Origin of the sequence: Pseudomonas sp. LS_2 (genome assembly GCF_042709235.1) — a bacterium.
Classification (GTDB): Bacteria; Pseudomonadota; Gammaproteobacteria; order Pseudomonadales; family Pseudomonadaceae; genus Aquipseudomonas.
Window position 1 is genome coordinate 1 of record NZ_JAVAYC010000001.1, and the last position, 22680, is coordinate 22680.

The window sequence follows — 22680 nt, forward strand, 5'->3', positions numbered from 1 at the left end:
ATAGAAGTCGGCAAGCACACCCAGCTCGACGGCAGCGTCATCGCCAGCACCGCCGACGCCGACAAGAACCGCCTCAGCACCGGCACCCTGGGCTGGAGCGATATCGAGAACAAGGCCGAGTACAAGAGCCAGGTAGTCAGCGCCAGCGTGAGTGGCGGCAACAGCGGTACTACCGGGTTCACCAGCAACATGCCGAGCGGGATGTTGATTGCGGCGAGCCATGGCGATAGCGCCAGCGGCACCACATCGTCGGCGATCTCAAACGGCACGCTGGAAGTGCGTGACGCGGCCAACCAACAGCAGGACGTCGCGACCCTGAGCCGCGATGTGGAAAACGCCAACGGCAGCATCAGCCCGATCTTCGACAAGGAGAAAGAGCAGCGGCGCCTGCAACAGGTGCAGTTGATTGGCGAGATTGGTACGCAGGTGTCGGACATCATCCGCACCGAAGGGCTGCGCAAAGCCAACCAAGAGGCCACCGCCGAGCTGGAAGCCCAGGGCATCAAGGCGCCGGCCAAAGGCGCCAGTGACGAAGACCTCAAGCAGTACAACCAGCAGTTGGTGGGCACCAAGGCCTACCAGCGGATCATGGGCAAGAACGGCACCAGCGGGGATTACCAGCGCGTCACCCAGGCGGTGACGGCGGCCTTGCAAGGGTTGGCCGGTGGCAACATCGGCGGGGCGTTGGCGGGGGCTTCGGCGCCGTATGTGGCGCAGCTCATCAAGAAGTCGACCGGGGATAACGCGGCGCTGAATGTGATGGCGCATGCGGTACTGGGCGCTGTGGTGGCGCAGGCGCAGGGGAATTCGGCAGCGGCTGGGGCTGCGGGAGCGGCGTCGGGGGAGTTGGCGGCGCATCTGATTGCTCAGCAGTTGTATGGCACGAGCGATGGCAAGGCGCTGAGCGAAGCGCAGAAGGAAACGGTTTCCGCTCTGGCAACGCTTGCTGCGGGTATGGCAGGGGCTGCAGTGGGTGGTGACCTGTCGGGTGCTGTTGCGGCGGGGCAGGCGGGGAGGAACGCTGCCGAAAACAACGCGCTTAGCGACATCATCGAGAACAAAGCTGCTGGGATTACCCAAGAGGAGAAATACCAGAGGGCGCAGGATGAACTGATACGAGCGGTCAAGGAGTTCAAGGCGCAGAGCTGCGCGGGACTTAGCAGCGATGCCTGTGCTGTGAAGATGGAGGCTCACCAGAAGGAACTGCTCGTTGGCGCGGGGCTGTTTGGCGCTGACTTCCTGCCGGTTGTTGGCACTATCAAGGGTTTCGTTGAGGCTAATACGGCAGAGGAATACCTGCTGGCGGCGGCTGCTGCCTTACCGATTGGGGCTGTTGTTGGTAAGGTGGTGAAGGCTGGGTCCAAGGAAGCGGCTGAGGCGGCGGAGGCGGCGGAGGCTGCTGGGAAGGCGAAGGGGAATGGTGGGAATCCTGGACGGTCGAGTTCGGATGGGCCGCCTGGCGAGTCGCTTGCTGATGGGCATTCGTCGGGGGCGACAACCGTTGGTGGACCGGGTGATGTTAGTGGTGGGACAGGTGAAAAAGGGGCTGGAGCCACTCAGGCTAAGTTGAGTCAGGGCCAAAAAAGAGCTGTCGGAAAAATTGACAATATTCTCAATAATTTCAAGGATAGTGATATTACGGGCACCTTAAAGGATATGGCTGGTAATCCTGTTCCGAAGCCTGGCGGTGGTTACTGGGATCACCTAAAAGAGATGAACGACACTCTTCGAGGTTTACGAAACCATGCGGAAACCCTAAAGGGTGTGAATGAACCATCAGCGCAAGCTGCACGCCAGCGAGCGTTGGATACTATTGATCGTATTGAGTCAGCTTTAGGTGGTGCCGGAATATGACGTTTCGTGAGTTGGCAAGGCTTACTGGCATCGGTTGGTTACCAGAAGACAGCCCTTCGTCTTTGACCGAATGGTATCTTTTGGCGCGCGATACTCCATTAGATCAGCTAGGTGTAGGGGATGTGTGTCGCGCAATTAGGCAAGACCTATTTACTAATGAGTTATTACCCTTTGCTGTAATATTGCTACATGATGATGTGTTGGCAGGGGAAAGGTACGACGGTGAGCTGCTTGCAGCTCTTGCAACTGTGAGTGCAGAGTGTTGGCAGAAAAATACAAATGCGGCGCAAACGGCCGCTTGTGCTTTGGGCGAAATAAAGAAGTTAAGTCAAGATCCCGAATTATTAAAGGATGCTTCGACTTTGATGAAAGCACTTGGGAAATGCGAATTTTAATTATCCAGAGTCTGTGGCTACTATTGTTAGGTATATGCCAGCGGCAGAACCTTCCTTAGAAGGGGAGGATCGGCTTTTTAGAAGTTGGTCAAAGATGTTGGAGTTGTCTAAATTGAGGCTTAAGGCTAATCGTTCCAGGTGATGGGGCGCACTAGCCAGTCCAAGATTTAATTGCATAACAGAAGTCACTGAATATTTAACAGGTCGGCCCAGAGGGAGCTGGAGTCGGAGGTGGTTTTGATTTATTTTTTGAAGAAATAAATCAATTTTGTTTTTTGTCGCTCTGGAGATGAGTCGACAGGTAGTTCCACTACATAGCAATAGGAAGCTTAGAATGGCTCGTTATTTCAAACACCCTGGATCCCAAAAAGTAGAAGAAGTCAGCTCGTTTCAGACTTTCATGGTCATGTTCTTTGGTCCGCTGTATCTACTTCTCTCCGAGCAAATGAAACACCTGCTGATATGGATTGCCATCGTCGGGCTAGCTATCGTGATAGCACCACAGTGGGGCGCTTTGGCGGTCCTCGGACTTCAAATTTTCTACATGGCCCTTATCCAAAAATTCCTCGCCACCTTGTACCTGCGTGAAGGTTGGGTTGAGATAAGCGAGGAAGAAGCGCGCACCTTTGATGTGATTGGTTGATATTTGTTAAAAAGAGCGAATCTGTTTTTAGCTAAATCTAAAAATAGATACGCTCCTTGTTGTGTTTTTCGCGTTTTTCCTACAGGGATTGTTGAGTTGAAAATCTTAAGAATAGTTATTCTGTCTTGTGCTGTCAGATGGCCGCTGCTAGAATTTCGAGCTTTTCTGAAAAGGATATCGGATCGAAATGAATAAGCAGTTTGCTATCGCCACTCTACTATTAGTTTGACTTGTAGTTTTTGCAAATAAAGCTATGGCCAGCGAGAAGACACCCAATGAGCCCAGTAGCACAGCCACTCATTATAAAAAAATGACCTTTATGGGGTTTGGTACAACAGCCTAAAGGACGGAGACTCCACAATTATAGCGCTGTTAAACCATTATCATAGCGAAAGGGGACAGGCCCAAAATTTATTTTTCCTACTCTAATTTTTCGCTGGAGCGGCTGGTTTAGCCCTGTGGTCGGCTTTTTCGCTTTTGCTCAAAAAGTCATAGTGACTCATTATGTAGTCTTAATGACTGCTAATTCATGTTGTCATTTCGACTCATATAGTTATTAAGCCGTTGATTTTAATATTTAATTTAATTGGCACGCTTCGTGACTTGCATAGAGTAAATCTCCTTGCAAAGGTCCACCCCCATGAAACGCCTTACCCCCCTCAGCTTCATCCTCTTCTGCTTAGCCTCCCCTCTGACCCTGGCCGACCAAGTCGTCCGCCAAGTCCCCGACACCACCGCCGGCAAAGGCTTCGGCGCTGGCACCGGGATGATGGTCGGTGCTATCGGCGGCCCTATCGGTGCCTTGGTCGGTGCTGGTATTGGCTTCTTGGCCGGCAGCTCCGCCCAAGAGGCAACGGGCAAGGCCGACACCGCCTACGAGGTGAGGTCGCCCGACGGCGAGCTCCACACCGTTCGCTCGCCCAACACCCAGTTCGCCGTCGGCCAGCAGGTCACCCGCAAAGGCGGGCGACTGGTTCCTGTGAACTGAGCGCTGCCCTTCAGCAATGCCAGCGTTCAGGTGTGAGCGAACTCGCTCACACCTGGCGCGACCCCTTCAGTGCCCGTGGCTCCTGCCTACGTGCGAATGCTCGCCTTCCGGCACGGTTACCGCGCCGTTCACTTCCAGTTGTTGCAGGATCGCGCACTCGGCGCCTGGTGCAGTGCATTGCCGACGCAGCTCCACCAACTGCGCCTGCAACGCTACCAGCCCATCGATACGCGCCTGCACGTGCTCGATATGTTCATCGATCAACGCATTCACGCTGCCGCATTGCCCTTCGGGGCTGTCACGCAGGCGCAGCAGGCTGCGGATTTCGTCGAGGGTCATGTCCAGCGTGCGGCAGTTGCGGATGAACGTCAGCCGCTCCACGTGGGCCTGGGTGTAGAGCCGGTAGTTGCCGTCGCTGCGGGCGGGCTCGGGCAGCAGTTGCTCGCGTTCGTAGTAGCGGATGGTTTCCACGGCGCAATCGGTGGCCTTGGCCAGTTCTCCGATCTTCATCACGAAATCTCCAGGAGGGTGCTTGACCCTATAGTGGCTACAGGGTGTTCACTTGGCAACATCCAGCCAGCCCTTCGCTCGGAATGCGAAGGGTGGCGTGTTCTTGATTAAGGATGAGTCCATGTACCAGCCTGTCAGTCACGACCCCAAGCACGACCATGTCCATGGCGGCAAACGTTCTTGCCACGACGACCACGCCCATAGCTGCTGCGGTGCCAGCACTGCTGCGCCGGCATTGGTGCAACTGAGCGAGAAGACCAGTGGCCAGGCGCGCCTCAGCCGCTTTCGCATCCAGGCCATGGACTGCCCGACCGAGCAGACGCTGATCCAGGACAAGCTGGGCAAGCTGGCGGGTGTCGAGCAGCTGGAGTTCAACCTGATGAACCGCGTGCTCGGCGTGCATCACACGCTGGAGGGCACCGCGCCCATCGTGCAGGCCATCGACAGCCTGGGCATGAAAGCCGAGCCCATGGCCGATGACGACGACGGCAGCGCCAGCGCGCCTGTCGCCAACAAGACCCACTGGTGGCCGCTGGCGCTTTCCGGGGTGGCGGCCTTTGCCGCCGAGGTGGTGCACTTCACCGCGCTGGCGCCGGAATGGGTGGTGGCGGTGCTGGCCCTGGCGGCGATCCTGGGCTGCGGCGTGGGTACCTACAAGAAGGGTTGGATCGCCCTGAAGAACCGCAACCTCAACATCAATGCGCTGATGAGCATCGCCGTGACCGGCGCCGTACTGATCGGCCAATGGCCGGAGGCGGCCATGGTGATGGTGCTGTTCACCCTGGCCGAGGTGATCGAGGCCCGCTCCCTGGACCGTGCGCGCAACGCTATCAGCGGCCTGATGCAGCTCACGCCGGACATGGCCACGGTGCAGCAGGCCGATGGCCAGTGGCGTGAAGTGGACGTGCGCGAGGTGGTCATCGGCACACTGGCGCGAGTACGCCCCGGAGAGCGCATCGGCCTGGATGGCGTGGTGGTCAGCGGGCAGTCCAGTGTCGACCAGGCGCCGATTACCGGCGAGAGCCTGCCCGTGGAGAAGGCGGCGGGCGACAAGCTGTTCGCCGGCACCATCAACCAGGAGGGTGCCTTGGAATACCGCGTCACCGCCGAGGCGGGCCAGTCGACCCTGGCGCGCATCATCAAGGCCGTGGAAGAAGCCCAGGGCGCGCGGGCGCCGACCCAGCGCTTCGTCGACCAGTTCTCGCGCATCTATACCCCGACCGTGTTCGCCGTGGCCCTGCTGGTGGCGCTGATTCCACCGCTGTTCATGGCCGGTGCCTGGTTCGACTGGGTCTACCGCGCGCTGGTGCTGCTGGTGGTGGCGTGCCCCTGCGCGCTGGTGATCTCGACGCCGGTGACCATCGTCAGTGGCCTGGCTGCGGCCGCGCGCAAGGGCATCCTGATCAAGGGCGGCGTGTACCTGGAAGGCGGGCGCAAGCTGGACTTCCTGGCCCTGGACAAGACCGGCACGCTCACCCACGGCAAGCCGGTGCAGACCGACTTCAAGGTGCTCGACCCGCTGTTCGAGGGCCGCGCCCAGGCCTTGGCGGCCAGCCTGGGCGAGCGCTCCGACCACCCGGTTTCCAGCGCCATCGCCCAGCAGGCCCGCGAGCAGGGTATCGCCCTGGCCGAGGTGAGCGACTTCGCAGCCCTGGCTGGGCGAGGTGTGCGCGGTGAAATCGAGGGTCAGGCCTACCACCTGGGCAACCACCGCCTGGTCGAGGAACTGGGCCTGTGCTCGCCGCAGTTGGAAGCCGAGCTGGACCAACTGGAGCGCCAGGGCAAGACCGTGGTCCTGCTGCTCGACCGCTCCGGCCCGCTGGCGCTGTTCGCCGTGGCCGACACGGTCAAGGACAGCAGCCGCCAGGCCATCGCCGAGCTGCACGAACTGGGCATCAAGACTGTCATGCTGACCGGCGACAACCCGCACACCGCCCAAGCCATCGCTGCCCAGGTGGGCATCGACCGGGCCGAGGGCAACCTGCTGCCGGCGGACAAGCTCAAAAGCATCGAGGGCCTTTACGCGCAAGGCCACCGCGTGGGCATGGTGGGCGACGGCATCAATGATGCGCCGGCGCTGGCCCGTGCCGAGATTGGCTTCGCCATGGCGGTAGCGGGTACGGACACCGCCATCGAGACCGCCGATGTTGCGCTGATGGACGACGATCTGCGCAAGATCCCGGCGTTCGTCAGGCTGTCGCGCCAGAGCGCCGCGATCCTGATCCAGAACATTGTCCTGGCGCTGGGGGTGAAGGCGGTTTTCCTGGCGATCACCTTCGCGGGCATGGCCACGTTGTGGATGGCGGTGTTCGCCGATATGGGCGTGAGCCTGCTGGTGGTGTTCAACGGGTTGCGGCTGCTGCGCATGTAACGGGAGAGGCTTCCTGGGGCGGAGCTTGGGCGCCCCAGGAAGTGAGGTTCAAGGTGCCTTTTTCTGCGCCTTCAAGCGGTTCACCGACGCGTTGTGGCCGAACACCACGTAGGCCAGTTGATGCTCGATCGCCGAGCGAAGCGCTTTCAAGGTGCGTTCATCCAGGTTAGCGCTGCGTGCGGCCTTGGCCAGGTACTGCAAATCCTCGACCATCAGGTCGCAGAGCATTTGCAGGCGCTTCAGGGGCCAGTCCAGGTCGGGCTTCTGTTCCTTTTTCAAAACCTCGTTCACGTGCACCTTGAGGTTTTCCAGCAGTGCGTCCATTTCTTCGTCGGCCGATTTACGGAGCTTGATACTTTCAAGCGGGGTAATGTTGTCGTCGTGCTGGAATGCGTCGATGTACGCGTTGAAGGAGTTATCGGAAGAAGTGATTTTCAGGGCCATGCCGCGCTCTCCTTTTCGGGTTCAGGTGTAGTCCTGAGTCCAGAAAGTAGTGGGCTTTCACGAAGCCGACTACTGACAAAAATGTCAGTTATGTCGGCCTCGTAGCACCGTCTCCTGCCTGTTCAAAGTTGCGCCGACAGTGCCTCCAATTGCTCCTGTCGTTCAGCCTGGTTCACCTTCGCTCCAGGGTTGAGCGTCGACCACTGCGGGTGTGCCCGGGCCTTGCCAAGTGCCTCGGGCAACTTGCCTTCGCGCCAGGTCTTTTCCTCGGGCTCGCCCAGGCGGATGCTGTCTTGCGCCGCATGGCCACGGTTATCCAACGCCTTCATCAACTGCTGCTGGCGCAGGGCAAGCAAGCGCAGCACGCCGTCGTCCACGGTCAGCTCGCGTTGGCCCTTGAGCTTGCCCATCAGCCGCGAACCGTAGTTGCGCGCGGTCTGCAACGCGCCACCGGCAATGGCGCCAGCCAGCGCCGCAGCGCCTAAGGTGAGGCCGCCGACCAGCAGGTCGACCCCCGCACCCGCCGCCGCCCCGGCCGCCACGCCGCCGCCCAGGCGTACGCCCAGCAGCTTGAGGGTTTCGGGGTTGAACAGGTCGTCGCCCCAGCGGCCATCGAGCAGGGGCAGGTCGCCGGGCCGGGCGTCTTCGCGGCGGAAGGCGTAGAGCCGCAGCAGTGCCTCGACGCAGCGTTGCTCGCGTTGGCGGATGTCTTGGCGCAGGGCTTCGATGGCCCGGGCTTCTGCGGCCGGTTCGGCCTCGACGCTGCGCCGGCAGGCCGCGCAATCGAGCAGCAACTCGGCGATAAGCCGCTTGCCGCTATGTTGGCGCGCCAGGCGCTGGGCTTGCTGGTCGTCTATCAGGCGTTGCAGCGAGGGGCGCGCGTCTTCCAGCAGCAAGGCCAGGCTTTCGTACAGGCGCCGCTCGCCGTCTTCCGGCGGCGCTACGCTGTCGAACCGCACCAGCGCGTGCAGGCCCAGGCGCGCCAGGGCCTCGCGCCACTCCGGCTCGCGGTGCTGGTGGCTGGCGACGAAGTTCAGCACCGGCAGCAGCGGCTTGCCACAACTGGCCAGCACCTCCAGTTCGTCGCGGTACTTGGCCAGCACCGGTTCGCGGGCGTCGATCACATACAAACCTGCGTTGCTCGCCAGCAATTGGCGCAGCACCTTGGCTTCCTGCTCGAAACGCTGGCGCGCCTCGCTGCCTTGCAGGAAGCGCGCGAGACGCGCCGGGCCGTCGAGGCGCTCGCCGGGGCGCTCCAGGCGTTCGAGGTAGTCGAGCAGGGCGATGGCGTCTTCCAGGCCAGGGGTGTCGTACAGCTCCAGCAGCGGCTGGCCGTCCACCGACAGGCGCGCGCCTTCCACATGGCGGGTAGTGCTGGGGCGGTGCGAGACTTCGCCGAAGCCGACGTCGCGGGTGAGGGTGCGCAGCAACGAGGTCTTGCCGACGTTGGTGTGGCCGACCACGGCCAGTTTCAGTGGCTCAGTCATGGCCGTGCTCCAACCAGGTCAGGGGCGAGGTGTCGGCGTGGGGCAGGCCGAGACGGTCGAGCGCTTCATGCCAGTCGCCCAGGCGCGCGGCGTCCAGCGCCTGGCCGGGCAGGGCCTGGAGCAGCCAGATGCGTGTGGCCCCAGCGTTGCGCGCAAGTTCGGCGAGCAGTGCCAGGCTGCCGCGGTCTGGCGAGCGGCGTGGGTCGCAGGCGATGGCCAGGCGGGCTGGGGGGAAGCGGCTGAGCTGTTCGAGCAGTTTGTTGCGCGACTCGCGGCTGTCGAGCACGCCTGCGTGGGTCACGGTCTTTGGCAGAGTGGGCGGCCAGGGGCGTTGGTCGTCCAGTTCCAGGCCTACCAAAAGGGCGCCGCTGCTGTCGCTTTGCACTTGGCTGGCCTGGAAGTCCGGCAGGCTGTCGGGTGCGGCGTCCTGCACGCCGAGGCGTTCACTGCGTGGCATCAGTGGCTCGCGCAGTTGCGCGTAGCCGGGCAGGGCCAGGTCCAGCGTCAGACGTTGGCGCCCCTGGCGCCAGCGCCACAGGCACAGGGCCGCGAGCAGCAGACGTGGCAACAGGCCGTACACCAGCAGCACGCCAAGCAGCCAACTGGCCCAGGCTTGGCGGGCTTGCTCCAGCGCTGGCAGGGTGCTGCCGCTGGCGCGGATCATGGCGTCGTCCGGGACGGCGAAACCGAGCAGCGACGGCACGGCGCCAAGGGCGTGGGTGAGGGCGATGAAGGGTTCGGCAGCGAGCAGGGTGGTTTCCCAGACGAACCCATAACGCCGAGTGGCCAGCAGCGCCAGCAGCATGCCCAGTGCGGCGAGCATGGCTAGCAGCCATAGCCCATGCACCAGCAGGCCCAGCAACCAGCGGTTCAGGCGCTGGCGTTGCAGTAGCACCAGCAGGGCGGGGGCCAAGTGCGCGGCCTTGGCGTCGCGGGCCAGGCGCTCGCTCAGCCACAGCCACAGCCGGCCCAGCGTCGAGCCTTGTTCACCCGCGAAGAAAAAGCCCAGCGCCCAGCCGACCAGCAGTAACAGGTTCAGCCCCAGCAGGCTGCCCAAGGCCCAGAACACGTTCACCGGGCGTTGGCCATCGCCCAGCGCGGCCAGGCCCAGGCTGGCGCCACTGACCACCGCCAGCAGCGCCAGGGCCAGCAAGGCCAGCCGTGCGCCTTGCTTCCAGTGGCGCAGCGCCTGGGTGATGCCATCGCGTTCGGCCAGCCACAGCGCGCGGGTTTCGATGCGTGTTGCCAGGTCGCCGCCTTGCTGGCGGGCGCGGCGGTTGGCTTCCTGGTCTTCCAGGGGGCCGGCATGTTCCTCGCGCAGGCGCACCGCTTCGGTGAGCCAACGTTTGTCCAGTTCGGTCACAAGCTTTTCCATTGCACAGGTCTGGGCGCAAGCATAACCCACACACCCGGTGCTATCCTCGCGACCATGAATACATCACTCCCTCTCAGCCTGATCGCGGCGCTCGCCGAGAACCGCGTGATCGGCATCGACAATTCCATGCCCTGGCACTTGCCAGGGGATTTCAAGTACTTCAAGGCCACCACCCTGGGCAAGCCGATCATCATGGGGCGCAAGACCTGGGACTCGCTGGGTCGACCGCTGCCGGGCCGCTTGAACCTGGTGGTGAGCCGCCAGCCGGGGCTGCAACTGGAAGGGGCCGAGGTGTTCGCTTCGCTGGAAGCGGCGCTGGTACGTGCCGAACAGTGGGCGCGCGAACAGGGTGTCGATGAGCTGATGCTGATTGGCGGCGCGCAGCTCTATGGGCAGGCGCTGGAAAAGGGCCTGGTCAGCCGCCTGTACTTGACGCGGGTAGAGCTGTCGCCAGAGGGCGATGCCTGGTTCCCCGACTTCGATACCGAGCGATGGGAGTTGACCTCGAGCGCGCCCCAGGCTGCCGAGGGGCAGGGGCCGGCGTATCACTTCGAGGTGTGGGACAAACGCTGAGGCCGCATCTGCAAGCGCTGGCGCGCGAGCTGTAGGAGCGGGCGTGCCCGCGACACGAGCGAAGCTCGTGCCATGCACCGCGGTGTCTCCTTCGCGGGTAGACCCGCTCCTACAGAGGCCTCGCTGAGCGGGCCGGTCGCGCCTCAGCTATGGCTCAACGCCACATGCTCCTCATCCGCCAGCACCTGCTGGTCGGTCTGCTTGAGCAACTGACTGGTCACCACGCCTGCGGTCATCGAACCGTTCACGTTCAGCGCCGTTCGGCCCATGTCGATCAGCGGCTCCACCGAAATCAGCAACGCCACCAGCTCAACCGGCAGGCCCATGGCAGGCAGTACGATCAGTGCGGCGAAGGTGGCGCCGCCGCCCACGCCCGCCACGCCCGCTGAGCTCAGGGTGACGATGGCCACCAGGGTGGCGATCCACAGCGGGTCGAAGGTATCGATGCCTACCGCCGGAGCCACCATCACCGCCAGCATGGCCGGGTACAGCCCAGCGCAGCCGTTCTGGCCGATGGTCGCGCCGAACGAGGCGCTGAAGCTGGCGATGGCCGGTGGTACGCCGAGGCGGCGGGTCTGCGCCTCGATATTCAGCGGAATGCTGGCAGCGCTGGAGCGGCTGGTGAAGGCGAAGGTGAGCACCGGCCAGACCTTGCGCGCAAAGCGCAGCGGGCTGATGCCGGTCATCGCCAGAATCACCCCATGCACCACGAACATCAGGCCCAGGCCCAGGTACGACACCAGCACGAAGGTACCGAGCTTGAGGATGTCGTCCAGGTTCGAGCTGGCCACTACCTTGGTCATCAACGCCAGTACGCCATAGGGCGTGAGCTTCATCACCAGGCGCACCAGGCGCATCACCCAGGCTTGCAGGGTGTCGATGGCCGATAGCGCGCGCTGGCCCCTTTCCTGGTCGTCCTTGAGCAACTGCAGGGCCGCCAGGCCCACGAACACGGCGAAGATCACCACGCTGATGATCGAGGTCGGCTTGGCTCGCGCCAGGTCGCCCACCGGGTTGCTGGGGATGAACGACAGCAGCAGTTGCGGCACGTTGAGGTCGGCGACCTTGCCCGCGTAGTCGCTGTCGATCGCTGCCTGACGCGCGGTTTCCCGAACGCCGGCCACCAACCCCTCGGCGCTGAGGCCGAACAGGTTGGTGAGGGCGATGCCGATGAGGGCGGCGATGGCGGTGGTCAGCAGCAGCGTACCGATGCTCAGCACGCTGATACGGCCCAGTGCGGAGGCATTGTGCAGGCGGGCCACGGCGCTGAGGATCGAGGCGAAGATCAGCGGCATGACGATCATCTGCAACAGTCCCACGTAGCCGTTGCCGACCAGGTCGAGCCAGCTGATGGTGGCCTTGAGCACGGGGCTGCCGGCACCGTAGAAAGCTTGCAGCACAAGCCCGAACAGCACGCCGAGCACCAGGCCCAGCAGCACCTTCTTGGCCAGGCTCCAGTCTGTGCGACGGGTTTGCGCCAGGCCTAGCAGCAGGGCCAGGAACGCCAGCAGGTTGAGTGAAAGCGGCAGGTTCATTGAAGCTCCAGGAAACTCGTATGAAGGGCATCGTCTCTGTGAGCGATTGCGAACGGAAATGCTAACAGTATGAAAACAAACGAATTTATACCTAAAGGGAATTTAGATAGGCGCTTATGGAATATGAAGGGTGTCATTGCAGGCAATGAACGCGACGTTTAGAGCTGCTTCAGGGTCGTAACCGGGAGGTCAGGCGTAACAAATTTTGTCTAGCGTTCAGCGACTACCTCCTGGGAGAACTGCACATGATGTCCGTTCACAAGACCCTGGCCGGCAGCCTGGCGCTGTTGCTGAGCGCCAGCGCCTGGGCCGCCACCGAGCTCAAGCATTGGCCCGTCGAGGCGGCCAGGCAGCTGGACCAGATGATTGCCGCCAATGCCCACAAGGGCAATTACGCAGTCTTCGACATGGACAACACCAGCTATCGATACGACCTGGAAGAGTCGTTGCTGCCGTTCATGGAAAACAAGGGGTTGTTGACCCGTGACAAGCTCGACCCTTCTTTGAAGCTGATGCCTTTCAAGGACACCGCCGAGCACAAGGAAAGCCTGTTCAGCTACTACTATCGCCTGTGCGAAATCGACGACATGGTTTGCTACCCCTGGGTGGCCCAGGTGTTCTCGGGTTTTACCCTGAAAGCGTTGAAGGTGCAGGTGGATGAGCTGATGGCATCCAGCAAGGCCATTCCCAGCACCTATTACGAAGGCGATCAGCTCAAGGCCATTGAGGTGCAGCCGCCCAAGGTCTTCAAGGGCCAGGCGGAGCTTTACAACAAGCTGATGGAGAACGGCATCGAGGTCTATGTGATCTCCGCCGCTTCGGAAGAACTGGTGCGCATGGTCGCGTCAGACCCCAAGTACGGCTACAACGTGAAGCCGCAGAACGTGATCGGCGTAAGCCTTCTGCTCAAGGACCGCGCCAGCGGCCAGCTGACCACGGCCCGCAAGCAGATCAGCGCCGGGCATTATGACGCCAAGGCCAATGAAGGGCTGGAGCTGACCCCTTACCTTTGGACCCCGGCTACCTGGATGGCGGGTAAGCAGGCGGCGATCCTGACCTACATCGATGAGTGGAAGAAGCCGGTGCTGGTTGGGGGCGACACGCCGACCAGCGATGGCTACATGCAGTTTCATGGAGTGGATGTGGACAAGGGTGGCATCCACCTGTGGATAAACCGCAAGGCCAAGTACATGGACCAGTTGAATGGCATGATCGCCAAGCAGGCGGCGGCGCAGGCGAAGGAAGGGTTGCCGGTGACGGCGGACAAGAACTGGGTAATCGTCGAACCGGAGCAGATTCAGTAGCAATGTGCCGAAGTTTTGAATTCATTAACAAGCGTGTCTTTGAACCCCTATTTTGAACCGTTGCGTTCTTTGCCAGTGTATTGAACGCAAAAAAAAACCGGCGCCTGGCGCCGGTTTTTTCATGCTTTCAAAATCTCACAGCCCGTCGAGCATCGCCTTGTTGCGCACTGCACCTTTGTCGGCGCTGGTTGCCAGCAGGGCGTAGGCCTTGAGCGCGGTGGTCACCTTGCGTGGGCGGGTTTCGACCGGTTTCCAGCCTTTCTTGTCCTGCTCCGCGCGGCGCGCCGCCAGTTCTTCGTCGCTGACCAACAGGTTGATCGAGCGGTTGGGGATGTCGATCAGCACCTTGTCGCCGTCCTGCACCAGACCGATGGCGCCGCCCGCTGCCGCTTCCGGCGAGGCGTGGCCGATCGACAGGCCCGAGGTACCGCCCGAGAAGCGGCCATCGGTGAGCAGGGCGCAAGCCTTGCCCAGGCCTTTGGACTTCAGGTACGAGGTCGGGTAGAGCATTTCCTGCATGCCCGGCCCGCCTTTCGGGCCTTCGTAGCGGATGATCACGATGTCGCCGGCCTTCACTTCGTCGGCGAGAATGCCGCGCACGGCGCTGTCCTGGCTTTCGAAGATCTTCGCGGTGCCTTCGAACACGTGGATCGACTCATCGACACCGGCGGTTTTCACCACGCAGCCATCCAGCGCGATGTTGCCATACAGCACGGCCAGGCCGCCTTCTTGCGAGTAGGCGTGCTCGACACTGCGGATGCAGCCGTTCTCGCGGTCATCGTCCAGGGTTTCCCAGCGGGTCGACTGGCTGAACGCGGTTTGCGTGGGGATGCCGGCCGGGCCTGCCTTGAAGAAGGTATGCACGGCTTCGTCGTCGGTCTGGGTGATGTCCCATTTGGCGATGGCCTCCTCCATGCTGGGGCTGTGCACGGTCGGAAGGTCGGTGTGCAGCAGGCCGCCACGGGCCAGCGAGCCGAGGATGCTGAAGATGCCGCCGGCTCGGTGCACGTCCTCCATGTGGTACTTCTGGATGTTCGGCGCCACCTTGCACAGTTGCGGCACCTTGCGCGACAGACGGTCGATGTCGCGCAGGTCGAAGTCCACTTCCGCCTCCTGGGCCGCAGCCAGCAGGTGCAGGATGGTGTTGGTCGAGCCGCCCATTGCGATGTCCAGCATCATGGCGTTCTCGAACGCCTTGAAGTTGGCGATGTTGCGCGGCAGCACCGACGCGTCGTTGTCGTGGTAGTAGCGCTTGCACAGCTCGACGATGGTGCGCCCGGCGGTGAGGAACAGCTGCTCGCGGTCGGCGTGGGTGGCCAGGGTGGAACCGTTGCCCGGCAGGGCCAGGCCCAGGGCCTCGGTCAGGCAGTTCATCGAGTTGGCGGTGAACATGCCGGAGCACGAACCGCAGGTCGGGCAGGCGCTGCGCTCGTATTCGGCGACCTTCTCGTCGGAGGCCGAGGAGTCGGCGGCGATGACCATGGCATCGACCAGGTCCAGGCCGTGGCTGGCCAGCTTGGTCTTGCCGGCTTCCATCGGGCCACCGGACACGAAGATCACCGGGATGTTCAGGCGCAGTGCGGCCATCAGCATGCCGGGGGTGATCTTGTCGCAGTTGGAGATGCAGACGATGGCATCGGCGCAGTGGGCGTTGACCATGTATTCCACGGCGTCGGCGATGATCTCGCGGCTCGGCAGCGAATACAGCATGCCGTCATGGCCCATGGCGATGCCGTCGTCCACGGCGATGGTGTTGAATTCCTTGGCCACGCCACCGGCGCGTTCGATCTCGCGGGCGACCAGCTGGCCCAGGTCCTTCAGGTGCACGTGGCCCGGGACGAACTGGGTGAAGGAGTTGGCGATGGCGATGATCGGTTTCTTGAAGTCTTCGTCCTTCATCCCGGTGGCGCGCCAGAGGGCACGGGCGCCTGCCATGTTGCGGCCCTGGGTGGAAGTCTTGGAACGGTAATCAGGCATGAAGCACTCCTGGCGGCTAAATCAGGTCACAGTAGGGGAGTGAGCTTCTCTTGTCCTTTGTGCCGAAGGCCGGTTGCCGCTGGCACGGATGGGGCACAAGACAGCGCGGGATCGCCGCGTGCTTGGCCAGAGCTCATAAACCCGCCGGGGGATGTCTGGCGATGAATAGGCCGATTCTACACCGCTGGCGCGACGAGGGAATGGCGATGTGTCTGGATGGTGGCCCTGACCGATTAGCCGATGTGCTGTAGGGCATTTCCGAAACGCGTCCCTGCGGCTGGGTAACCCTGACCTGAGCGCCTATCATCCGCCCGCCGCATGTGCGGCTTGACGAGCAATTCCCATGGACCTTCCCAGTTTCAGTTCACTTCGAACCTGTAAACGGGCACTGAGCGTGCCGTTGCCAGGGCTCCCTGAGGCTGCGCGTCTACGCGTCTGAGGCCTGTGGGCGCCCGGACGGCGCCTGGAGAAACCTCATGCAACAATCCCTCAACCTGCCGGGCCTCTGCACCCACAGCCAGCGCCAAGCCGCCCAGGCCCGCCGTGACCGCCTGCTACAGCCCGGTTTCTACGCCGAAGGCACTGCCGGCGCCTTGATGACCAGTGAGTATTCCAGCCTCGACAGCGGCCTGAGCGCCAGCCAGGCGGTCGACATGCTGCGCCGCGAGGCCGCCGATGCCGAAACCATCTACCAGTCCTACGTGCTCGACGAGCAGCGCAACCTGCTTGGCACCCTGTCGTTGCGCGAGCTTATTCTCGCGGCGCCCGACCAGCCCATCGATACCTTCATGGTGCGCCCGGTGATCTGCGTGACGGTCGCCACTCGCCAGGAGGAAGTGGCCCGGCTGATACGTGAGCAGGACCTGCTGGCCATACCAGTGCTTGATGAGTTAGGGCGCCTGGTGGGCATCGTGACCTGCGACGATGCCTTGGATGTGATGGTCGAGGAAGCCACCGAGGACTTCCACAAGGGGGCCTCGATCACCACCCATATCGGCAACCTCAAGGAGGCCACCGTCAGCCTGCTGTACCGCAAGCGCGTGCTGTGGCTGGTGTTGCTGGTGTTCGGCAACCTGTTCTCCGGGGCCGGTATCGCCGCGTTCGAAGACACCATCGCTGCCAACATCGTGCTGGTGTTCTTCCTGCCGCTGCTGGTTGACAGTGGCGGCAATGCCGGCGCGCAATCTGCAACCCTGATGGTGCGCGGCTTGGCGACGGGAGAGGTGGTCATTCGCGATTGGCTGCGCATGCTGGGGCGCGAGTGCGGGGTTGCCTTGGCGTTGGGCGGGACCATGGCGTTGGCAGTGGCATCGCTGGGCTGGCTGCGAGGTGGGCCGGAAATTGCCTTTATCGTCGCCAGCAGCATGCTGGTGATCGTGCTGGTCGGCAGCTTGATCGGCATGAGCCTGCCGTTCCTGTTCACCAGGCTCAAGTTCGACCCGGCAACGGCCAGTGGGCCCCTGGTGACCTCGATTGCCGATGCGGCCGGTGTGCTGGTGTACTTCGGGATCGCCTCGTATGTGCTCGATCTATGAAAAACAGAGGGGCCGCATTGCGGCCCCTTTTGCGTGTCAGCTGTTGGGCAGCAGACGGCAGGTGATGCTCTTGATGTAGCGCGTCTCGGCGATCGCCGGGTGCACCGGGTGGTCCGGGCCTTGGCCGCCACGCTCGAGCAGTTGCAGGTTGCGGTCCAGGTGGCGGGCGCTGGTGAGCAGGATGTTGTGCAGGTCGTCCTCGGGCAGGTGCATCGAGCACGAGGCGCTGACCAGGATGCCGTCCTTGTTCAGCATGCGCATGGCCTGTTCGTTGAGGCGGCGGTACGCCGCTTCGCCGTTCTTCAGGTCTTTCTTGCGTTTGATGAAGGCGGGCGGGTCGGCGATGATCACGTCGAAACGCTCCTCGGCGGCCTTCAGTTCACGCAGCGCTTCGAACACGTCGCCTTCGATGCAGGTCAGCTTCTCGCCGATGCCGTTGAGCGCGGCGTTGCGCTCCACGCCATCGAGGGCGAAGCCCGAGGCGTCGACGCAGAACACTTCGCTGGCGCCGAACGCCCCAGCTTGCACGCCCCAGCCGCCGATGTAGCTGAACAGGTCGAGCACGCGCTTGCCCTTGACGTAGGGCGCCAGGCGCGCGCGGTTCATGCGGTGGTCGTAGAACCAGCCGGTCTTCTGGCCTTCACGCACCGGGGCTTCGAACTTCACGCCGTTCTCTTCCAGCGCGACCCAGTCCGGTACCTCGCCATAGACGGTCTCGACGTAGCGTTCCAGGCCTTCGGCGTCACGGGCGGCGGAGTCGTTCTTGAACAGGATGCCGCTGGGCTTGAGCACCTGCACCAGCGCGGCGATTACCTCGTCCTTGTGCGCTTCCATGGTGGCCGAGGCCAGTTGCACCACGAGGATGTCGAAGAAGCGGTCGACCACAAGCCCCGGCAACAGGTCGGAGTCGCCGTACACCAGGCGGTAGCAGGGCTGCTCGAACAGGCGCTCGCGCAGGGACAGGGCGACGTTCAGGCGGTGCACCAGCAGCGACTTGTCCAGCGCCAGCTTGGCGTCGCGCGACAGCAGGCGGGCGCAGATCAGGTTGTTCGGGCTCAGCGCCACCACGCCCAACGGCTTGCCGTTGGCCGCCTCGAGAATGGCCTGCTGGCCGGCCTTCAGGCCTTGCAGCGGGGTTGCGGCAACATCGACTTCGTTGCTGTAGACCCACAGGTGGCCGGCGCGCAGGCGGCGGTCGGCGTTGGCTTTGAGGCGAAGGCTGGGCAGGGACATGACGTCGCTCCGGGAAAAAAGAGCGGGAGTATACCGTGTTGGCCCAGTGTTCGCTGCGAGGGCGGGATGAACGTCAGCGCCATCCATCCCCAATGGCTAAAGTAAACGGCCTTGGGAACGATCCAGTGGTTGGTGCCCTGCCGGCGTACAGGGTTAGAATTCCCCGTCCATTCCGAGTGTGTACCCATGTCCCAGGAACTTACTGCCGAACAGATCCAGCAAGCCTTGCAAGGCATCACCATCCCGCCACAGCCGCAGATCATGGTCGATCTGCAGTTCGAGCAGTACATGCCCGACCCGGACCTTGAGACCATCGCCAAGCTGATCGCCCAGGACCCTGGGCTCGCCGGTGCGTTGCTGAAACTGGTGAATTCGCCGCACTTCGGCCTTTCCAACAAGATTGGCTCGATCCAGCGCGCGGTGAACCTGTTGGGTAGCCGTTCGATCATCAACCTTATCAACGCCCAGTCGATCAAGGGCGAGATGACCGACGAAACCATCGTCACCCTCAACCGCTTCTGGGACACCGCCCAGGACGTGGCCATGACCTGCCTGACCCTGGCCAAGCGTACCGGCCTGCAAGCGGCGGACGAGGCCTACACCCTCGGCCTGTTCCACGATTGCGGCGTGCCGCTGATGCTCAAGCGCTTCCCCGACTACATGGAGGTGCTGGAGCAGGCCTACGCCGGGGCCAGCGAAGAGATTCGCGTGGTGGACACCGAGAACCGCGCCTTCAACACCAACCATTCGGTGGTCGGCTACTTCACCGCCAAGTCCTGGCGCCTGCCGGAGCACATCAGCGCCGCCATCGCCAACCACCACAACGCCTTGGCGGTGTTCCGCGACGAGTCTTCGCGCAACGCCCAGACCCAGCTGAAGAACCTGCTGGCAGTGCTGAAGATGGCCGAGCACATCTGCGCTTCCTACCGCGTGCTGGGCAACCAGAGCGAAGACCACGAGTGGAACGTGGTGGGGCCGCTGGTGCTGGACTACATCGGCTTGAGCGAGTACGACTTCGAGACCCTCAAGCAGAACATTCGCGACCTGGGTGGGCACTGAGTCATGCCGGAGCTACCAGAGGTCGAGACCACCCGACGCGGTATTGCCCCACACCTGGAAGGCCAGCGGGTCAGCCGAGTGGTGGTGCGTGACCGGCGCCTGCGCTGGCCGATCCCGGAAGACCTCGACATCCGCCTGTCGGGGCAGCGCATCGTCAGCGTCGAGCGGCGCGCCAAATACCTGTTGATAAACGCCGAGGTGGGCACGCTGATCAGTCACCTGGGCATGTCCGGCAACCTGCGTCTGGTCGAGCTTGGGCTGCCGGCGGCCAAGCACGAGCATGTGGATATCGAGCTGGAGTCGGGGCTGATGCTGCGCTACACCGACCCGCGGCGGTTCGGTGCGATGCTCTGGAGCCCCGACCCACTCAACCACGAACTGTTGCTGCGCCTGGGCCCGGAGCCGTTGACCGAGCTGTTCGACGGCGAGCGCCTGTTCCAGCTGTCGCGGGGGCGGGCGATGGCGGTCAAGCCGTTCATCATGGACAACGCGGTGGTAGTGGGTGTGGGCAACATCTACGCCACCGAGGCACTGTTCGCGGCCGGCATCGACCCACGACGCGAGGCGGGCAGCGTCTCCCGGGCGCGCTACGTGAAGCTGGCGGGGGAGATCAAGCGAGTGCTGGCGGCCGCGATCGAGCGTGGCGGCACCACGTTGCGAGACTTCATCGGCGGTGATGGGCAGCCAGGGTATTTCCAGCAGGAATTGTTCGCCTACGGGCGCGGCGGGGAGCCGTGCAAGGTGTGCGGTACGTTGCTGCGCGAGGTAAAGCTGGGGCAACGGGCGAGTGTGTATTGCCCGCGTTGCCAGCGCTGATACCCGCCACGGGCCGTTGACGGCGTATCAGGCCTTGCCGGTAATGCGCCGGTACTTGGCCATCAGCTCGTCTTCGGTTTCCGGGTGCGCTTCGTCCAGCGGGATGCAGTCGACCGGGCAGACTTGCTGGCATTGCGGCTCGTCGTAGTGGCCCACGCACTGGGTGCACAGGTTCGGGTCGATCACGTAGATCTCCTCGCCCTGGGAAATGGCGGCGTTCGGACACTCGGGTTCGCAGACGTCGCAGTTGATGCAATCGTCGGTGATGATCAGGGACATGGGTACTCCGGCCGAGGCCTGGGGCCTGGGCATGTTTCAAAGGCGATGGGCGCAATTGTGCCGCATTCGCGCCCGCAGTGCACGCGGGCGCGACGTTCAGTCAGCGGTGGTCACTTCTTGAAACGTTCGGTCAGGGCCTCGGCCACGGCCGGGTGGACGAACTTGGTGATGTCGCCGCCCAATGCCGCGATTTCTCGCACCAGGGTCGAGGAAATGAACGAATAACGCTCTGAAGGCGTCAGGAACAGGCTCTCGACGTCCGGGGCCAACTGGCGGTTCATGTTGGCCAGCTGGAACTCGTACTCGAAGTCCGACACCGCGCGCAGGCCGCGCAGGAACACATTGGCGTTCTGTTCCTTGGCGAAGTGCGCCAGCAGGCTGGAGAAGCCGATGACCTCGACATTGGGCAGGTGCTTGGTGACCTCACGGGCCAGCGCTACCCGTTGTTCCAGCGGGAACAAGGGGTTCTTCTTGGGGCTGGCCGCCACGGCGATGATCACATGGTCGAACAGGCGCGAGGCGCGTTCGACCAGGTCGCCGTGGCCCTTGGTAATGGGGTCGAAAGTACCCGGGTACAACACTCGGTTCATCGCGTCATCCTGGCTGGAGTGCGTTGGGGAGTCGGATGGTAGCGCAGCGACTGCGCCCGGCCAAGTCGCGTGGCCGGATGCAGGCACTATAGACAGTGCGGACAATCGTTGTCATGCACCCCGTGCCAGGCGGGCGACCAGGGCGTCGCTGAGGCGCGCGGCCAGGGCGTACACCGACAACTGCGGGTTGGCGCCGATGCTGGTCGGAAACAGCGAGCCGTCGTGGATGGACAGGTTCGCCAACTGGTGGTGCCGACCCAGGCTGTCGCATACCGCCTGGCGCGGGTCCTCGCCCAGGGCGCAGCCACCCATGACGTGGGCGCTGCCCAGACGGGTACGGAACGCTTCCAGCGACAGGCCATCGATCAGCGCCTGGGCCTGTTGCAACGTGCCGACGTAGCGCGCGTCGGCGTGTACCGGCATCACCTGGCGTGCACCGGCTGCGAACTGCGCTTCGGCCATGCTGCGGTAGGCACGGCGCAGGCCTTCGCGCAGGTAGTCGGTGACGGGGTAATCGAGCACCGGCGAGCCATCGCTGCGCAGCTCCACCTCGCCGCCCTGGCTTTCGGGGTGAAAACCGTCGCGTAGCAGCGCCAGCATCATCTGCGTGTGGGGCAGCTCGGCCATGCGCCGGGCGTGGTCCTGGCCGTGCCCGCCCAGCAGGGTGCTGGCCAGGGCCGGATGCAGGGGGGGCACCTCCAGTTTGTAGCCGACGGCCCCGTCGATGCCATCACGCCACTGGAAGTGATCGCTGTAGATGGACTGCGGCGCCCCGTAGTAAGGGTCGATGCGCTCGGCGAACCGGGCGGCACTGAAGTTCACCAGGTGCAGAAAGGTGCGCTTGCCCAGCCGGCGGTGCGGGTCGGGCGCCTCCGAACGCAGCAGCAGGCCCGGGCTGTTGATGCCGCCTGCGGCCAGTACATAGTGACGTGCACGCACTGTGATGCGCCGCCCGGTTGGGCTGACGCCGCCCGCATCAAGGGCCTGGCAGTGCAGTTCGTCGATACGCTCGCCGTTATGGCGCAAGCGCTCGGCGCGGGCCAGATAGAGCAGTTCGGCGCCTTGCTCGAGGGCAGCCGGGATGCTGGTGACCAGCATCGACTGCTTGGCATTCACCGGGCAGCCCATGCCGCAGTAGCCCAGGTTCCGGCAACCGCGCACGTTGCGCGGGATCACCGCCCAATGCCACCCGAGCGCCTCGCAGCCCTTTCGCAACGCGTCGTTGTTGCCATTGGGCGGCATGATCCAGGGCTCGATGCCCAGGGAGTGCTCCATGCGCTCGAACCAAGGCGCCAGATCGTCGCTGCCCAGGCCTTTCACTGCATGCTCGCTGGCCCAGTGTTGCAGGGTCTGCGGCGGTGTGCGGAAGCTCGATGTCCAGTTCACCAGGGTAGTGCCGCCGACCGCGCGGCCTTGCAGGATGGTGATGGCGCCATCCTTGCTCATGCGTCCCAGGCCTTCCTGGTAAAGGGCGGCGTAGGCTTCGTCTTCCAGCAGGTGGAAGTCGCTGCTGGTGCGCAGCGGGCCTTCCTCCACCAAGAGCACCTTCAGGCCGGCAGCGCTGAGCACCTGCGCGCTGGTGGCTCCGCCTGCGCCGCTGCCGATCACGACCACGTCGGCCTCAAGGGTCAGGTCTTGTGTCAGGCGCGAGCCAGCATGGGTGGTCCAGCCTCGTTCGAGGCCTTGGCGGAAGGGGTCGGCAACCGGCATGT

The 22680-nt window shown here is 63.2% G+C and carries 20 protein-coding genes; 10 read left to right on the forward strand and 10 right to left on the reverse strand.

Annotated elements, in window-relative coordinates; genetic code table 11:
* From RAC97_RS00005 to RAC97_RS00020, 4 genes are all read left to right on the forward strand, one after another.
* The coding region (locus tag RAC97_RS00005) for a VENN motif pre-toxin domain-containing protein (protein ID WP_377748420.1) at positions 1 to 1854 on the forward strand (1854 nt) is incomplete at its 5' end.
* Complete coding sequence (locus RAC97_RS00010; protein ID WP_375100110.1) at positions 1851 to 2249, forward strand: contact-dependent growth inhibition system immunity protein; 399 nt, start codon at positions 1851 to 1853, stop codon at positions 2247 to 2249. The genes RAC97_RS00005 and RAC97_RS00010, both read left to right, overlap by 4 nt.
* A 334-nt stretch (positions 2250 to 2583) precedes the next feature.
* Positions 2584 to 2892, forward strand: coding sequence for a hypothetical protein (locus tag RAC97_RS00015; protein ID WP_375100112.1), 309 nt, complete (start codon positions 2584 to 2586; stop codon positions 2890 to 2892).
* A 640-nt stretch (positions 2893 to 3532) separates the two neighbouring features.
* On the forward strand, positions 3533 to 3880 hold the full coding sequence (locus RAC97_RS00020; protein WP_375100114.1) for a hypothetical protein: 348 nt from the start codon (positions 3533 to 3535) through the stop codon (positions 3878 to 3880).
* A gap of 66 nt (positions 3881 to 3946) precedes the next feature.
* Here RAC97_RS00020 and cadR read toward each other — a convergent pair whose 3' ends face one another.
* Positions 3947 to 4390, reverse strand: coding sequence for a cadmium resistance transcriptional regulator CadR (gene cadR / locus RAC97_RS00025; protein ID WP_375100116.1), 444 nt, complete (start codon positions 4388 to 4390; stop codon positions 3947 to 3949).
* A 121-nt stretch (positions 4391 to 4511) separates the two neighbouring features.
* On the opposite strand from cadR, the gene RAC97_RS00030 reads away from it, so the two are divergent.
* Positions 4512 to 6761 (forward strand): heavy metal translocating P-type ATPase, encoded by a 2250-nt coding sequence (locus RAC97_RS00030; protein WP_375100118.1) that lies wholly within the window; start codon positions 4512 to 4514, stop codon positions 6759 to 6761.
* A gap of 48 nt (positions 6762 to 6809) precedes the next feature.
* Here RAC97_RS00030 and RAC97_RS00035 read toward each other — a convergent pair whose 3' ends face one another.
* The 3 genes from RAC97_RS00035 to RAC97_RS00045 form a co-directional block, all read right to left on the reverse strand.
* On the reverse strand, positions 6810 to 7205 hold the full coding sequence (locus tag RAC97_RS00035; RefSeq protein ID WP_375100120.1) for a hypothetical protein: 396 nt from the start codon (positions 7203 to 7205) through the stop codon (positions 6810 to 6812).
* 122 nt (positions 7206 to 7327) lie between these two features.
* The gene (locus RAC97_RS00040; protein WP_379671397.1) at positions 7328 to 8692 is read right to left on the reverse strand and encodes a GTPase/DUF3482 domain-containing protein; all 1365 of its coding nucleotides are present in this window, start codon (positions 8690 to 8692) and stop codon (positions 7328 to 7330) included.
* On the reverse strand, positions 8685 to 10067 hold the full coding sequence (locus tag RAC97_RS00045) for a DUF2868 domain-containing protein (protein WP_375099973.1): 1383 nt from the start codon (positions 10065 to 10067) through the stop codon (positions 8685 to 8687). The genes RAC97_RS00040 and RAC97_RS00045 overlap by 8 nt, the downstream gene beginning before the upstream one ends.
* 54 nt (positions 10068 to 10121) lie before the next feature.
* Between RAC97_RS00045 and RAC97_RS00050 the strand changes: the two genes are divergently transcribed.
* Complete coding sequence (locus RAC97_RS00050) at positions 10122 to 10640, forward strand: dihydrofolate reductase (protein ID WP_375099971.1); 519 nt, start codon at positions 10122 to 10124, stop codon at positions 10638 to 10640.
* Between the two features lie 143 nt (positions 10641 to 10783).
* On the opposite strand, the gene RAC97_RS00055 is transcribed toward RAC97_RS00050, so the two are convergent.
* Positions 10784 to 12175 carry an L-cystine transporter gene (locus tag RAC97_RS00055; RefSeq protein WP_375099969.1) on the reverse strand — a complete coding sequence of 464 codons (1392 nt, stop codon included), beginning with the start codon at positions 12173 to 12175 and terminating at the stop codon, positions 10784 to 10786.
* A gap of 248 nt (positions 12176 to 12423) precedes the next feature.
* Between RAC97_RS00055 and RAC97_RS00060 the strand changes: the two genes are divergently transcribed.
* Complete coding sequence (locus RAC97_RS00060) at positions 12424 to 13479, forward strand: haloacid dehalogenase-like hydrolase (protein ID WP_375099978.1); 1056 nt, start codon at positions 12424 to 12426, stop codon at positions 13477 to 13479.
* A gap of 135 nt (positions 13480 to 13614) precedes the next feature.
* Here the strand turns inward: RAC97_RS00060 and ilvD are convergent, their stop codons facing one another.
* Positions 13615 to 15456, reverse strand: coding sequence for a dihydroxy-acid dehydratase (gene ilvD, locus RAC97_RS00065; RefSeq protein WP_375099968.1), 1842 nt, complete (start codon positions 15454 to 15456; stop codon positions 13615 to 13617).
* Between the two features lie 476 nt (positions 15457 to 15932).
* On the opposite strand from ilvD, the gene mgtE reads away from it, so the two are divergent.
* On the forward strand, positions 15933 to 16991 hold the full coding sequence (gene mgtE / locus RAC97_RS00070; protein ID WP_375099966.1) for a magnesium transporter: 1059 nt from the start codon (positions 15933 to 15935) through the stop codon (positions 16989 to 16991).
* Between the two features lie 36 nt (positions 16992 to 17027).
* Here mgtE and RAC97_RS00075 read toward each other — a convergent pair whose 3' ends face one another.
* Positions 17028 to 18224 carry a class I SAM-dependent rRNA methyltransferase gene (locus RAC97_RS00075; protein ID WP_375099965.1) on the reverse strand — a complete coding sequence of 399 codons (1197 nt, stop codon included), beginning with the start codon at positions 18222 to 18224 and terminating at the stop codon, positions 17028 to 17030.
* 240 nt (positions 18225 to 18464) lie between these two features.
* Between RAC97_RS00075 and RAC97_RS00080 the strand changes: the two genes are divergently transcribed.
* Entirely contained in the window at positions 18465 to 19283 is an 819-nt protein-coding gene (locus tag RAC97_RS00080; protein ID WP_375099977.1) for an HDOD domain-containing protein, read from the forward strand.
* A gap of 3 nt (positions 19284 to 19286) precedes the next feature.
* The gene (mutM, locus tag RAC97_RS00085) at positions 19287 to 20099 is read left to right on the forward strand and encodes a bifunctional DNA-formamidopyrimidine glycosylase/DNA-(apurinic or apyrimidinic site) lyase (RefSeq protein WP_375099964.1); all 813 of its coding nucleotides are present in this window, start codon (positions 19287 to 19289) and stop codon (positions 20097 to 20099) included.
* A 27-nt stretch (positions 20100 to 20126) separates the two neighbouring features.
* Here mutM and RAC97_RS00090 read toward each other — a convergent pair whose 3' ends face one another.
* The 3 genes from RAC97_RS00090 to RAC97_RS00100 form a co-directional block, all read right to left on the reverse strand.
* Entirely contained in the window at positions 20127 to 20378 is a 252-nt protein-coding gene (locus tag RAC97_RS00090; RefSeq protein WP_011531711.1) for a YfhL family 4Fe-4S dicluster ferredoxin, read from the reverse strand.
* Positions 20379 to 20488: 110 nt separating this feature from the next.
* On the reverse strand, positions 20489 to 20968 hold the full coding sequence (gene coaD, locus RAC97_RS00095; protein WP_375099963.1) for a pantetheine-phosphate adenylyltransferase: 480 nt from the start codon (positions 20966 to 20968) through the stop codon (positions 20489 to 20491).
* 111 nt (positions 20969 to 21079) lie between these two features.
* A complete protein-coding gene (locus RAC97_RS00100; RefSeq protein WP_375099962.1) occupies positions 21080 to 22678 on the reverse strand; it encodes a GMC family oxidoreductase N-terminal domain-containing protein in 1599 nt (532 codons plus the stop codon).
* Positions 22679 to 22680 lie beyond the last annotated feature (2 nt).